Source organism: Woronichinia naegeliana WA131, assembly GCA_025370055.1.
GTDB classification, from domain to species: Bacteria; Cyanobacteriota; Cyanobacteriia; order Cyanobacteriales; family Microcystaceae; genus Woronichinia; species Woronichinia naegeliana.
Window position 1 is genome coordinate 2,281,711 of record CP073041.1, and the last position, 14,175, is coordinate 2,295,885.

Genomic DNA, 14,175 nt, shown 5'->3' on the forward strand with positions numbered 1-14,175 from the left:
GAATCTCCTCTTAGCTTAATTGATCGCTGATATTAATTTTCAATTCCAATGCGATCGCACTCCCTCTGCGTTTACAGTATAATCCATCTATTGTCTAATTGTTTAAAGTTTATGGAAAATCCTGTTATTCGCAGAATTCAATCCTATCAAGGCAGTAACGAAGCTCTTGTGTTTTTTAATGGGTATCAAATGAAAGATCATGATAAGGCCCAATTATGGTGTCATTATTTGCGTAAGGCTGGATGGCAAGGAGCCATTTATCAGTTTTGGTGGGATTCGAGTAGTTCCTTCGGTAGAAAATATAAAATGTCACCATTAGGAAACATCCCTATTGTTAATGAATTAGTTCATAGCTATCCTCATTGGCAATTGGTTTTAAAACGAGCAAAAATTACAGGTCTTCACCATTTTCCTCAAATTTTATCAGAACTACCTGAGTTAAGCATTTCTTTCATTGGCTATTCTTTGGGGTGTCGCGTTATTTACTATGGGTTGCAATCTTCAAAATTTAGTTTAATTCAAAGCCAAGTAAAGAATGTTATTTTATTAGCTGGAGCGATTAGAGTTATTGGTTGGGAAAATTCGGCAGAGAAAATAAGTGGTAAAATTTTTAATTGTTATAATGAACAAGACAGTATTTTAAATAACGAATTTAGACATTGGGGCTTTTATGAACACAAGCCTTGTGGTATTATTCCTATTAGGTCTAAGCACAAAAAAATAATCAACTTAAATATAACAAAATTAATTAATAGCGATTCTCATAATTTAGAAAAATATCTCAAAAACTTATCTAAATTACACCTTTTTTGAGTGAGTAAATACATGGTTTACAGTGATCAATATTTTTCCTGTGGAATCATTATTACCTTTCTACCATCCCAAAAGTTAATAAACCTAGATATGGAAAGAAGGGCGATCGCTTTCATAGACCGTTGGCATCACCGTTATTACTTCAAGCGGCATAACGAAGAATCTCAACCTCAGCCCCTTTATTAACAGCTTCTTCTGCGCGATTTAATACATATTCTGTAACGGATTCACTTAGATAATATTCTCCACAATTCTCACAAATATCCGCAGGAACTCGCTTTAAGACAATCAAACAATCATCCCTTTCCAAGGTAACAGAGACCAAACCTGGCTTTGTTTTTCCATGTTTACAAATTACACATTCCATCAGACTTACCTACGCTTTCTAAAATTATCTATCCATAATTGCGGATCAGGAATATAGGCTGTTACAACATAGCCTGTATCATTCTTTTGATCATAGGAAAACACAACATGAATCGGTTTATTCTTGACAAAATCTAAAATTAAATAGCTAGAAAAGGGAGTATCATCAGGTTTTTCTTCGATAACTTCCCCGTAATTAATTGCAGTCTTGACATCCTCCTTACTAATTCTTCTAAAAAACATTTGTTGAATAGCATGACTAGAGAAAACCAATTTTTGACAATTCAATATTGCGGCTCCTCAGACATTACAATAAGATTAATAAAAAATATTTATTAGTCTAATTATATCCTAACGAGAAGAAGTATTCGCAATTTCTCAAAAATTTTTCACTGTAGGTTTAATACTACTCGATCGTTCTTGTTTATGTTAATCTCACCCCAAAAGTCAATAAACCTAGATATGGGAAAGAAGCGCGATCGCCCCCGATCATCTCTAGAGCCTATACAATGGTTGGGATCAAAATTGCAGTCACCTTGTAGGGATACCGTTTATGCCACGCCGCAACGACTTAAAGAAAATCTTGATTTTAGGAGCAGGGCCGATCGTCATCGGTCAAGCCTGTGAATTTGACTACTCTGGAACCCAAGCCTGTAAAGCCCTGAAAGAGGAAGGCTATGAAGTGGTCTTAATCAACTCTAATCCAGCTTCGATTATGACTGACCCAGAGTTGGCCCATCGCACCTATATTGAGCCGTTGTTGCCTGAAATTGTGGAAAAGGTGATCGAAAAGGAACGTCCTGACGCGTTGTTGCCGACGATGGGGGGACAAACCGCGTTAAACCTAGCTGTTACTCTGGCAAAAACAGGGGTATTAGAAAAGTACGGTGTGGAGTTGATCGGGGCCAAATTGGCGGCGATCGAGATGGGGGAAGATCGGGAATTATTTAAGGAAGCAATGGCTCGGATCGGCGTTCCAGTCTGTCCTTCGGGCATTGCCACCAGTTTGGAAGATGCGCGACGGGTTGCTCACGAAATTGGCTCCTATCCTCTGATTATTCGACCTGCTTTTACCCTGGCTGGTACAGGGGGCGGTATTGCCTACAACCAGGAAGAGTACGAAGAAATGGCGGCCTACGGTTTAGAACAGTCGCCCACCACTCAGATTCTGGTGGAAAAATCCCTTTTGGGTTGGAAGGAGTACGAGTTAGAAGTAATGCGAGATTTGGCGGATAACGTGGTGATTATCTGTTCCATTGAAAACTTTGATCCGATGGGAGTACATACAGGGGATTCGATTACCGTTGCTCCAGCCCAAACTCTGACAGATAAAGAATATCAACGTTTGCGCGATTATTCGATGGCAATTATCCGAGAAATTGGGGTAGAAACGGGGGGGTCTAATATTCAATTTTCGGTCAATCCTGCTAATGGAGATGTGATTGTTATTGAAATGAATCCGCGTGTTTCTCGGTCTTCGGCTTTAGCTTCTAAGGCAACGGGTTTTCCGATCGCCAAATTTGCGGCTAAGTTAGCGGTGGGTTATACGTTGAATGAAATTTCTAATGATATTACCAAGAAAACCCCAGCTTCGTTTGAGCCAACCATTGATTATGTGGTCACAAAAATTCCTCGTTTTACCTTCGAGAAATTCCCAGGTTCAGAACCGATTTTAACTACGCAAATGAAATCTGTTGGGGAAGCGATGGCCATCGGTCGTACTTTCCAAGAATCTTTCCAAAAAGCACTGCGATCGCTGGAAACAGGACGGGCGGGTTTTGGTTGCGATAAAAATGAAACTTTGCCGACCATTCCCCATGTTCGTTCCCAATTGCGGACTCCTAATCCCGATCGCGTTTTTGCCATTTATCAGGCTTTTAAATTAGGATTAACGGCGGAAGAAATCCACGAATTAACTGCGATTGATCTCTGGTTTTTAGACAAATTACAGGAACTCGTTGAAACAGAAAAAGAGATTAAAAAACAACCGCTCAAGGCGATTACTGCTGATCAAATGCGAGGTATTAAACAACAGGGATTCAGCGATCGCCAAATTGCCTTTGCTACGAAAACAACGGAAGATGAAGTTCGCACCCATCGTAAAGGTTTGGGGATTATTCCCGTTTATAAAGTGGTGGATACCTGCGCGGCAGAATTTGAAGCCTTTACCCCCTATTATTACTCCACTTACGAACCCGATGAAACGGAAATTTTGCCCTGTGATAAACCCAAAGTAATGATTCTCGGTGGCGGGCCAAACCGTATTGGTCAGGGGATCGAATTTGACTATTGTTGTTGTCATGCGGCTTTTTCTTTGAGTGATGCGGGCTATGAAACAATCATGGTTAATTCCAATCCTGAAACCGTTTCTACTGACTACGACACCAGCGATCGCCTTTATTTTGAACCGCTTACGAAAGAAGATGTTTTAAACATTATGGAAGCGGAAAATCCCGTCGGGGTAATTGTGCAGTTTGGTGGTCAAACGCCGTTAAAACTAGCGGTTCCGTTACAGAAATACTTAAACAGTCCTAACTGTCCCGTACAGACTAAAATTTGGGGAACTTCTCCCGATTCCATTGATACTGCCGAAGACCGCGAACGTTTCGAGAAAATTCTGCACAAGTTAGATATTAACCAGCCGCCTAACGGTATTGCCCGTGATTATGAAGAGTCCCGCGTCGTAGCCAATCGGATTAGTTATCCTGTAGTGGTACGGCCTTCCTATGTATTAGGTGGTCGGGCGATGGAGATTGTTTATTCCGATGAAGAGTTGGAACGCTACATGACCTATGCAGTACAGATTGAACCCGATCACCCCATTCTGATTGATAAGTTTCTCGAAAATGCGATCGAGGTAGATGTGGATTCGCTCACCGACCATACAGGCAAAGTTGTCATCGGCAGCATTATGGAACACATCGAGGAGGCGGGTATTCACTCTGGGGATTCAGCCTGTTCTATTCCCTATACCAGTCTTTCGGAACCCGTTTTAGCCACCATTCGCCAATGGACAGAGCAGTTAGCCAAGGCTCTTAACGTTATCGGTTTAATGAATATTCAGTACGCTGTACAGGGTGAGCAGGTTTATATTCTGGAAGCGAATCCTCGTGCCTCCCGTACTGTTCCCTACGTTTCCAAAGCCACAGGACGACCTTTAGCGAAAATTGCTTCGTTAGTAATGTCGGGCAAAACGTTAACTGAATTGGGTATTACCGAGGAATTAATTCCCAAGCACGTTGCGGTCAAAGAAGCGGTTTTACCCTTTGCTAAGTTCCCTGGTGCGGATACGTTGCTTGGCCCTGAAATGCGTTCTACGGGGGAAGTAATGGGTATTGATAGTGATTTTGGAAAAGCCTTTGCCAAAGCAGAATTAGCGGCAGGAGTTGATCTGGCTACTTCGGGAACAGTCTTTATTTCTATGAGCGATCGCACTAAGCAAGCGTCAGTGACCGTAGTTAAAGATTTAATGGGTTTAGGCTTTAAGGTGGTGGCTACGGCGGGAACCCAAAAAGTGCTTAAGGAGAATGGTATTGAGGGGGTAGAAGTGGTCTTAAAACTCCATGAAGGTCGTCCCCATGTGATTGATTGGATCAAGAATAATTGGATTCAATTTATTATTAATACGCCGAGTGGGGAGGAGTCCCAATTAGATGGGCGCACCATTCGTCGGGCGGCTTTGGATTATAAGTTACCGATTATCACAACCTTAGCAGGGGCGCGGGCAACGGTAGCCGCGATTCGCAGTTTACAGGAGCATCCTTTGGAGGTGAAGGCTTTACAGGATTATTTGTAGAGTTGTGTTATGACTGGGATGGGTTAAACTTCAGGTTTAGCCTGTCTCATCGCTTACCTCTCTTTTGTCAGTCTCGGATATTTTGACGAAATCACAACGTTCTAGCCAACGAGAGATCAAGGTTTTAACCCAGTTTGACAGAAGAGAGTTACACTTAAGGTTATACGGAGTTTTCGTTGACTCTTTTGAAGCTGAACTCATTTTGTCAACTTTGCGTTAGGCAAATTGGGAGAATCTTCAAAAAAACGGGCGAGTAGTTGGCTTTGTTTGACTATTGGCTCGCCCACTCAGTTCTTTTGCGATGGTTTAGTTTGGCATGGTTAAAGACTCCTTTAAGAAGTACAGCTCCTTATTATACCAGCAATTCCAAATTCAAACGGGAACATAGAATACAAATATGACTCATTTTTATGTAAACAAGAGATATTAAGCTAATTTCTGAGGTTTTTGGCATTCCCTCCTCGAATCTTAGTCTCTTAGAGAGTCAGTAACCTGAAAACAAACTTGATTAATCACTAAATAAAGCATTACGTTGATTCCGCACATTGGGATGAACCCCCGTTCCAGCAAGCATTTCAGGCTTTTGTATCTTTAGCTATATTCTGAATTTGGAATTGCTGTTATTATTCACTCTAATCAGCTAAGAGTTGGGAGTTCGTCGAACATTCTTATTGTTTAAATAAAAAATCTCTTCACTAAAAATACACGAAGGTTCTAATGAGAAATAAGACAGTTATCAATGACCAGATGTTAGCGATACAATCTAAAATTTGCTTTCCGTTTGAGAGGATTTTATATCAAAATAAGGTGTGGGAGAAATCCAGTACTGTTTTAGACTTTGGGTGTGGAAACGCCTCATACACATCCTTACTAGCTCATAAATTTCCAGACAAAAATTTTTACTGCTTTGACGTAAATAATGAGATGCTCGATAGAGTTGCGTACAGGTACAAAGAGACAGATAATATTCACTTTGTAAATGAAGAGACTCTTCAATCTCTTGAATCTGCTGACTTTTTGCTGTCTAGATTCGTCATCCATCATTTGAAAGATCGCTCAGTCTTTTATGAGCTTTTGAATCCTGAGACAAGAACGAAACCTAATGGTGTTCTTATTATTGATGCTGATGATGAATTTTTCTTGGTCAAAGGTGGGCTTACAAAATTTCTTAAGTCGTTAAATCGCCTTCGTACACAAGATAATCAAGATCGTAATATTAGAGGAAAAATAACGAGAGAGATGTCCGATCTGAAGTATTCTATTTTAGAATCACACCGCATAATGGTGAATAGTGATTTTCCAATGTTAAAGGAGGCATTCTCTATTTATATGCTACTAACAGCAGAGGGCACTGGTATCGTCTAGCTAGAAGCTACAAACGTTGCAATACGAGAGGTTCAAGAAATCAGGCGAATTTGGAGTAAGTCCTCCCAAGTTAACCCTTTTTCAATTATACCGAGAGCTACAGCAGGAACTTTTTTCGTCGTAAAATGGCTGCGAACAAAGTTATGAACCATCCAGAAAATATCTAGGACTCGCTGTAATCCCACAACAGATTTAGCATAAGTATTTGTACGACGACGAAAGGCGGCTAAATAGCGTCGGATAGCACTATTAAATGCCTCAACGTGGTTGGCATGGACGTCCTTTTCTTCTGGTTTTTCTGTTGTCTCTGGATGTTCTGGTTTCGGAGTTTCTACTTTCTTTAGTTTACCCTCAGAATCTCGACGTTTACTACTCTTATTTTTTAGTCTTACTACAAGACCCTTCGGTAATACTTTGGTGGGACGACCTCGCTTTCCAGTCCTTAATACTTCGTGACAAATATTAAATAGCAGTTGACTATATCGCTTTTCTCCATCTGTAAATAACTGGAGAGATTCTGCACTCCTTTCAAATAATTCCGCTACCGTCATCATTGCTTCTAGAAATAATTTCTGCTCTTTTCGACCACATTTTAAATGCCAAATAAAGCGGCTAGCCCTGTCCATGAGCACGATTGTCCACCCCTCAGAGGCACTTGCTTCTTTATTTTTTCCAACTTTTGTGTATAGTTCATCCCCTTCTATTACTAATTTAACAAATTCATTCACTAAGGCGTATAAAAATAATGTCTCTTGTAATCCTGATAATTTCTTTTCCCAATTCAATATTGTTGTTTTCGCGTAGCCGAATGCTCGAGCTGCTGCATTTAATCCTATTCCTTCCATTCTGGCTTTTAATACTTTTACAATTTCACTTAATGGGGTTTCTAAGCCAGCGATTACGCTACCATAAGTCTCAGCAAAACAAGAACTACATTCTTGACAAATGAACATTTTACGTTCCCCGTTACCTTTCGTTTGATAATGAGAATGTATTTTTACGTTTTCACTATAGCAATGAGGACAGTTTTTCTTGAATAAGGCATCCTCTTTTTCTTGGCACAAGCCAACATCATTCAGGATTTTCATAGAGCTTTTCTTTAATATTGACATTGTTTTCTGTTTCCTTTTTCTTTGATATAATGACAATAATAATAGTATAATAAAAACGGGCCGATGTCTAGTCTTAAACTATTTTTCTATTTTCTCAAAGCCTTACACCATAACTTTTTCCAACTTTGATCAGACGATACCAGTTCCCAGCAGAGCTTGTCGCTGAGAATGCAATCTTTAGTGATATACTGGATGAAGTCTTGACATGGAGTGTAAGTGATAAGTCCTACGCTCAGTTTGGGATGTTCGGATCAGTTTTTTCTTATGAAACCTAAAATACAGGGAGGAAAAGAAAATTGAATTTCAAAAAATTCGCCGAAGGAGGCTATCTTGAGACGGAAATTGGCTCCGTTTTCTTGCGGGCAATTGGTAGTGGGCCACCTCTGATTGTCATTCATGGTGGGCCTGGATTGGATCACACCTATTTACTTCCTTTAAGGAGAATTGCGAGAAATAGGACGCTGATTTTTTATGATCAATTGGGTTGTGGGAGGGATAAGACAGGGAGTGATGAGGTGAGTGCAGATTCACTAATTGATCAGCTTGTTTTTTTAGTTCAAGAGATTGGTGCTAGTGGAGATGTTGGGTTCCTAGCCCACTCATGGGGTTCTTATGTTGCTTTATCTTTTTTAGAAAGAAGTCATATTAAGCTTCACCCAAACTTTGTCATATTGTCTAACCCTTGCCCAATAAATAGAGTAAAGTATGACGAAGTAGGAGGGCGACTCTTGAAGCGCATTCCCGCCGAGGTAATGTCTAAGATTGGAGACGTTTTAAGTATACTTCAAACGTTCATAATCTGAGATTTATCAAAGCGTTGAAATCGTAAGGTGAGCAGAGAATCAAGCTCCTCCTTATATTTTACGTTAGCATCCTCAAGACATCCTGAAATTGCTGCAGAAAACTGCGTAAAATCTTCATAATATTTTGCGTATAAACACTTCTTCTTCACAAACTTCCACAGTCTTTCAATTAAATTCAAGTTAGGAGAATAAGGAGGTAAGTACAGTAACTCTATTCCTAATGATTCTGCCAACTCCTGTACAATTCGGCATTTTTGATAACGAGCATTGTCTAATACCAACGTAATCGGTATTAATAGTCCTAATTCTGCTATCTTTTCTAGGAGTTCACAAACCTGAGTTCCCGTAATATAAGAACTGTTCGTTACCATAATTACTTCATGGGTAATTGCATTTAATGCTCCTAACACATTAAAACGTTTTCTCCCTGATGGTGACTTAATAAAAATCCTCTTGAAGCACCATATAAAATTTACAAATGCTCCCATTACAAAATGAGAGGCATCTACAAAGAAAACTGCCCTTTTTCCTGCTTTTGCCTCTTCTAGCCTTGGTTCTAGTTCTTTTTCTCTATAGCTATCCTGAGCTTCTACATCTGCTTTTGATGGAATTGTTCCCACCTTTAGACACCTCATTCCTATTGACTTTAAAAATTTTCTGACTTGCGTCGGACTTCTTTTTATTCCTGTTAATTCTTCTATTCTTTTTACTGCTTCATTTATTGCTGCTGGTGGATTTGACTCAAAATATGCCTCAATTGTCCCTTGATGCTCTGTTAACTCGCTTTTCGGGCGATTAAATTTTATTTCTTTTAGTTTTTCTATCCCGCCCTCTTGATAATCACGGATATAGCTTGTCACCGTATTTACTGAAACTCCTGCGAATTGAGCAATTTTTTGATGAGACAATCCCTGACTTTTTAGCCATAAAACTTCCATCTTTAGCTGCACTCTAGGATGCGGGTGATTAAACCGACCGTAAGACAACAGTCTTTTGTCTTCTTCTGTAAATTCTAACTTAATCATTTCTCAGCCTCTTGACTAATTTTTCTATTTTTATTATATTATCTCTTATTTTTAGAATTCGCAACCTGTGACCGTGTTTAGTATAGTAGCGATCCAGACAAAGGCTCAAAAATGATGGATATTGCACTGCCCTATTATTGTGGTCACGACAAAGACTTACCTAGTTTGTCGTTCAACTACTCGGAGAATACATATAATGCGGTAACTAAATCTTTGGGGAATTTCAACTTGGCTAGAGCGGTTGAACTTCTTCCCAGAGCTACCTTGCTAATCTATGCGGAACGAGATTACATCAAACCATCCGACACAATAGAACTACATCGCTACGCTTTAAAAATTGAAAATCTCAAAGATGCGGGTCATTTCGCCTTTGCAGAACAACCCGACTCATTCAACAGTTTAGTTGTATCGTTTCTTCTTGATATTGTCTCTGGTATTGCCTAATTCATGGATTTGAGTCAAGGTTCTAAAAATTGGAGCTTTAGAGATAGAGATTCATAACAATCAGTTCTCATAAGTCTCACTCTGATGGTGGAAACGTTAGCTGTTATTGTAGGTATCGGTAAGTATAAGGAGCATAATTTCTATCCTGAAATCCCTGGTGCAATTGCAGATGCTCGGTGGGTGAAACGTGTTCTAATCGAAATTGGGCTATCAGAACAAAATACCAAACTACTTTTGGAAGAAAATGCAACAAGGGGAGAAATACTAAGAGCATTAAGAGTTTGGCCCATTCAGATGACGACTAAACCTCTCAGAATCTTAATTTTTTTTTCATGTCATGGTTGTAAAGTGGAAGAACGAGGAGTACCCCCTTGTTCTGTGTTGTTGCCCTACGATAGTGATCCACAAGACCGATTAGGTTCAGGATTAAAATTATCTGAAGTGATTGCGGCTCTTCAACGACTTAATTTAGTTGAAGCCTATCTCTTCATAGATGCTTGCTATCAGTCATTAAATACTTTAGATAACGTAATAAATGTTACTCCATTACAAAACTTAGAAGGAAAATTGCCAGATGAAGACATTTTGAGTGCATCTGGTGCTCAGTGTTTCGTTTGTATGGTAGCCTCTGGTAATATGCCTGCTTATGAAAATGAAAGAGGCCTCTTTACGACAACAATTCTGAGTAAAATGAAAACTCTTAATCAAACCAACACTCCAACTATTGTTCAACTTGCAACTGAAGTTGAACAAGAACTCAAAATAAAGGGATTACCCTTGCCTACAACTTACTTAGGGCTTGCTGAAAAAAGCTGAAACCTTTACGGAGAAAAATAGTAGGCGAATTAAGAACCGCTAGAATGCACGAAAATAGGGTAGAATGCCTCAAAACCATTGCATTAAGAAGAGAGAAAGCAGATGTACCGAAAGCAACAGTACTCAATTGAAACACCAGAAAACTTGAAAAATCTGTTCGGCGGGCAGTTAGACGAAGAAAATCGTTGGATAGAAATGTCAAAAATGATTCTTTGGGAAGAATATGAGGAAGAATATGCAAAAAACTTCACAGAAAAAAAAGGAGCCCCAGCCAAATCATTTAGAATGGCATTAGGAGCATTAATTATCAAAGAAATTTCAGGAAAAAGTGACAGAGAAACAGTAGAACAAATAAAAGAGAACCCTTATTTACAGTACTTTATAGGAATGGAAAGCTATAGTAGCAAAGAAGCATTTAATGCGTCAATGATGGTTCATTTTCGTAAAAAAATAGGAATGGAATTAATAAATAAAATTAATAAAGAAATAGAAAAAAAAGCGACGGGTGTAGCGTCAGAAAAAAAAGAAAATGAAGGAAAGTTATTGTTAGATGCGACTTGTACACCAGCAGATATAAAATATCCAACGGATATAGGAATATTGAATGATGCCAGAGAAAAAACAGAAAAAATAATAGATAAGCTGTATGAAGAAATAAAAGAGAAAAGGAAAGAAAAGCCGAGGACTTATAGGGAAGTGGCAAGAAAAGAGTACTTAGCCATAGCAAAAAAACGTCGTGTGTCAAAAAAAGAAAGAAGAAAAGGAACAAAAAAACAACTAGGATATATAAAAAGAAACTTGTCTGATATAGAAAAAATGATAGAAGAGGGAGCAAAGTTAGAAAAACTAACGAAAAAAGAGCAAGAAGAGCTTGTAACGATAGGAAAAGTGTATGAGCAACAGTTAGAAATGTATGAAAAAAAGACAAATAAAGTAGAAAACAGAATTGTGAGTGTAAGCCAACCTCACGTGCGTCCAATAGTGCGTGGAAAAGCGGGAAAAGCAGTAGAGTTTGGAGCTAAAATATCGGCAAGTAATGTGAATGGCTTTGTCTTCTTAGACAAATTAAGTTGGGATAATTACAACGAATCGGGAGATTTACAAGCGCGAATAGAAGAATATAAAAGGGAAACAGGATGTTATCCGGAATCGGTTCATGTGGATAAAATCTATCGAACAAAAGCGAATCGAGCTTATTGTAAAGAAAGGGATATAAGAATGAGTGGTCCCCGATTGGGAAGACCGCCGAAAGAGGTGAGCAAAGAAAAAAAGAAAGAGGCACGCTCAGATGAAAGAGTGCGTAATGCCATTGAGGGTAAATTCGGACAGGGAAAGAGGAAATTTAGTCTTGGTCGAGTGATGGCCAAACTACCTGAGACCTCGGAAACGGTAATTGCGATGAACTTTTTGGTAATGAATCTTTCTACTCTACTTCAGAAGACAAAAAGTAAAAAGTTGTAGAGTCGTTTTTCTTCTGAAAAATGGTGTTAATTTTCTTCTCTTTTGTGAGGAGTGACTTTTGCTGACCTTTTTAGAAATAAAGGGACAATAGATTAAACAAAATCTGTATTTTGACTTCTTTCTATAAGGATAAGTTATCTGTGCTTTTTCAGTCCATACTTCCCTAACCCACATTTCCTTCGTTTTTTGACTTTTTCAGCAAGCCCTACTTAGGGCTTGCTGAAAAAAGCTGAAACCTTTACGGAGAAAAATAGTAGGCGAATTAAGAACCGCTAGAATGCACGAAAATAGGGTAGAATGCCTCAAAACCATTGCATTAAGAAGAGAGAAAGCAGATGTACCGAAAGCAACAGTACTCAATTGAAACACCAGAAAACTTGAAAAATCTGTTCGGCGGGCAGTTAGACGAAGAAAATCGTTGGATAGAAATGTCAAAAATGATTCTTTGGGAAGAATATGAGGAAGAATATGCAAAAAACTTCACAGAAAAAAAAGGAGCCCCAGCCAAATCATTTAGAATGGCATTAGGAGCATTAATTATCAAAGAAATTTCAGGAAAAAGTGACAGAGAAACAGTAGAACAAATAAAAGAGAACCCTTATTTACAGTACTTTATAGGAATGGAAAGCTATAGTAGCAAAGAAGCATTTAATGCGTCAATGATGGTTCATTTTCGTAAAAAAATAGGAATGGAATTAATAAATAAAATTAATAAAGAAATAGAAAAAAAAGCGACGGGTGTAGCGTCAGAAAAAAAAGAAAATGAAGGAAAGTTATTGTTAGATGCGACTTGTACACCAGCAGATATAAAATATCCAACGGATATAGGAATATTGAATGATGCCAGAGAAAAAACAGAAAAAATAATAGATAAGCTGTATGAAGAAATAAAAGAGAAAAGGAAAGAAAAGCCGAGGACTTATAGGGAAGTGGCAAGAAAAGAGTACTTAGCCATAGCAAAAAAACGTCGTGTGTCAAAAAAAGAAAGAAGAAAAGGAACAAAAAAACAACTAGGATATATAAAAAGAAACTTGTCTGATATAGAAAAAATGATAGAAGAGGGAGCAAAGTTAGAAAAACTAACGAAAAAAGAGCAAGAAGAGCTTGTAACGATAGGAAAAGTGTATGAGCAACAGTTAGAAATGTATGAAAAAAAGACAAATAAAGTAGAAAACAGAATTGTGAGTGTAAGCCAACCTCACGTGCGTCCAATAGTGCGTGGAAAAGCGGGAAAAGCAGTAGAGTTTGGAGCTAAAATATCGGCAAGTAATGTGAATGGCTTTGTCTTCTTAGACAAATTAAGTTGGGATAATTACAACGAATCGGGAGATTTACAAGCGCGAATAGAAGAATATAAAAGGGAAACAGGATGTTATCCGGAATCGGTTCATGTGGATAAAATCTATCGAACAAAAGCGAATCGAGCTTATTGTAAAGAAAGGGATATAAGAATGAGTGGTCCCCGATTGGGAAGACCGCCGAAAGAGGTGAGCAAAGAAAAAAAGAAAGAGGCACGCTCAGATGAAAGAGTGCGTAATGCCATTGAGGGTAAATTCGGACAGGGAAAGAGGAAATTTAGTCTTGGTCGAGTGATGGCCAAACTACCTGAGACCTCGGAAACGGTAATTGCGATGAACTTTTTGGTAATGAATCTTTCTACTCTACTTCAGAAGACAAAAAGTAAAAAGTTGTAGAGTCGTTTTTCTTGTGAAAAATGGTGTTAATTTTCCTCTCTTTTGTGAGGAGTGATTTGTGTTGACCTTTTTAGACAGAAAGGAACAATAGATTAAACAAAATCTGTATTTTGATTTGTTTCCATAAGGATAAGTTATCTATGCTTTTTCAGTCCATACTTCCCTAACCCACATTTCTTTCGTTTTTTGACTTATTCAGCAAGCCCTATGTAGGGCTTGCTGAATAAGTATAGAACCTTTGCCGGATAATGCTTTCAAGCATTTTAAAAACGATCAGGTGCAAGGTTATGGCCTTTGGAGGCTCAAAGCCCATGCACGTCGTTGGAAAACTGGGGGTTGAAATTGGAAACAACTCTCTGAAGTCACCATTTTTCGCGTCCTGTGGCATCTAGGTTCGTTTTGTGGACTTTTTCAGCAGACCCTATGTATGGCCTTTTGATGACATAGAAGCTAATGAGAATATGCTTAATATTAAAAAAA

General features: G+C 38.6%; 10 protein-coding genes and 2 pseudogenes. 8 read left to right on the plus strand and 4 right to left on the minus strand.

The features are described from left to right. Positions 1–111: 111 nt before the first annotated feature. A complete protein-coding gene (locus KA717_11715) occupies positions 112–813 on the plus strand; it encodes a TMCO4 family protein (GenBank protein UXE63256.1) in 702 nt (233 codons plus the stop codon). A gap of 142 nt (positions 814–955) precedes the next feature. On the opposite strand, the gene KA717_11720 is transcribed toward KA717_11715, so the two are convergent. Together KA717_11720 and KA717_11725 are read right to left on the minus strand one after the other, a co-directional pair. Beyond that, entirely contained in the window at positions 956–1,180 is a 225-nt protein-coding gene (locus tag KA717_11720) for a type II toxin-antitoxin system MqsA family antitoxin (protein ID UXE63257.1), read from the minus strand. A 5-nt stretch (positions 1,181–1,185) separates the two neighbouring features. After that, entirely contained in the window at positions 1,186–1,467 is a 282-nt protein-coding gene (locus KA717_11725; GenBank protein UXE63258.1) for a DUF4258 domain-containing protein, read from the minus strand. Between the two features lie 265 nt (positions 1,468–1,732). Here KA717_11725 and carB point away from each other — a divergent pair, with 265 nt between their 5' ends. Beyond that, entirely contained in the window at positions 1,733–4,975 is a 3,243-nt protein-coding gene (gene carB, locus KA717_11730; GenBank protein ID UXE63259.1) for a carbamoyl-phosphate synthase large subunit, read from the plus strand. Between the two features lie 747 nt (positions 4,976–5,722). Continuing rightward, positions 5,723–6,340, plus strand: coding sequence for a class I SAM-dependent methyltransferase (locus KA717_11735; protein ID UXE63260.1), 618 nt, complete (start codon positions 5,723–5,725; stop codon positions 6,338–6,340). A 32-nt stretch (positions 6,341–6,372) separates the two neighbouring features. On the opposite strand, the gene KA717_11740 is transcribed toward KA717_11735, so the two are convergent. After that, on the minus strand, positions 6,373–7,452 hold the full coding sequence (locus tag KA717_11740; protein ID UXE63261.1) for an IS1 family transposase: 1,080 nt from the start codon (positions 7,450–7,452) through the stop codon (positions 6,373–6,375). A gap of 296 nt (positions 7,453–7,748) precedes the next feature. Here KA717_11740 and KA717_11745 point away from each other — a divergent pair, with 296 nt between their 5' ends. After that, the gene (locus KA717_11745; GenBank protein UXE63262.1) at positions 7,749–8,255 is read left to right on the plus strand and encodes an alpha/beta fold hydrolase; all 507 of its coding nucleotides are present in this window, start codon (positions 7,749–7,751) and stop codon (positions 8,253–8,255) included. On the opposite strand, the gene KA717_11750 is transcribed toward KA717_11745, so the two are convergent. Beyond that, entirely contained in the window at positions 8,237–9,280 is a 1,044-nt protein-coding gene (locus KA717_11750; GenBank protein UXE63263.1) for an IS630 family transposase, read from the minus strand. The genes KA717_11745 and KA717_11750 overlap by 19 nt on opposite strands. Before the next feature lie 111 nt (positions 9,281–9,391). Here KA717_11750 and KA717_11755 point away from each other — a divergent pair, with 111 nt between their 5' ends. The 4 genes and pseudogenes from KA717_11755 (at position 9,392) to KA717_11770 (ending at position 13,674) form a co-directional block, all read left to right on the plus strand. Then, a complete protein-coding gene (locus KA717_11755; protein UXE63264.1) occupies positions 9,392–9,724 on the plus strand; it encodes an alpha/beta hydrolase in 333 nt (110 codons plus the stop codon). An 84-nt stretch (positions 9,725–9,808) separates the two neighbouring features. Next, a complete protein-coding gene (locus KA717_11760; protein ID UXE63265.1) occupies positions 9,809–10,540 on the plus strand; it encodes a caspase family protein in 732 nt (243 codons plus the stop codon). Between the two features lie 102 nt (positions 10,541–10,642). Then, positions 10,643–11,980: pseudogene (locus tag KA717_11765) on the plus strand (IS5 family transposase). Positions 11,981–12,336: 356 nt separating this feature from the next. Further along, positions 12,337–13,674 (plus strand): annotated as a pseudogene (locus KA717_11770) (IS5 family transposase). The last annotated feature ends 501 nt before the right edge of the window (positions 13,675–14,175 follow it).

Excerpts from the sequence above, each read along its gene's own strand:
- KA717_11750 (UXE63263.1), bottom strand. The coding sequence starts at position 9,280 with ATGATTAAGTTAGAATTTACAGAAGAAGACAAAAGACTGTTGTCTTAC.
- KA717_11720 (UXE63257.1), bottom strand. The coding sequence starts at position 1,180 with ATGGAATGTGTAATTTGTAAACATGGAAAAACAAAGCCAGGTTTGGTC.
- carB (UXE63259.1), top strand. The coding sequence starts at position 1,733 with ATGCCACGCCGCAACGACTTAAAGAAAATCTTGATTTTAGGAGCAGGG.
- KA717_11760 (UXE63265.1), top strand. The coding sequence starts at position 9,809 with ATGGTGGAAACGTTAGCTGTTATTGTAGGTATCGGTAAGTATAAGGAG.
- KA717_11715 (UXE63256.1), top strand. The coding sequence starts at position 112 with ATGGAAAATCCTGTTATTCGCAGAATTCAATCCTATCAAGGCAGTAAC.
- KA717_11755 (UXE63264.1), top strand. The coding sequence starts at position 9,392 with ATGATGGATATTGCACTGCCCTATTATTGTGGTCACGACAAAGACTTA.
- KA717_11735 (UXE63260.1), top strand. The coding sequence starts at position 5,723 with ATGTTAGCGATACAATCTAAAATTTGCTTTCCGTTTGAGAGGATTTTA.
- KA717_11740 (UXE63261.1), bottom strand. The coding sequence starts at position 7,452 with ATGTCAATATTAAAGAAAAGCTCTATGAAAATCCTGAATGATGTTGGC.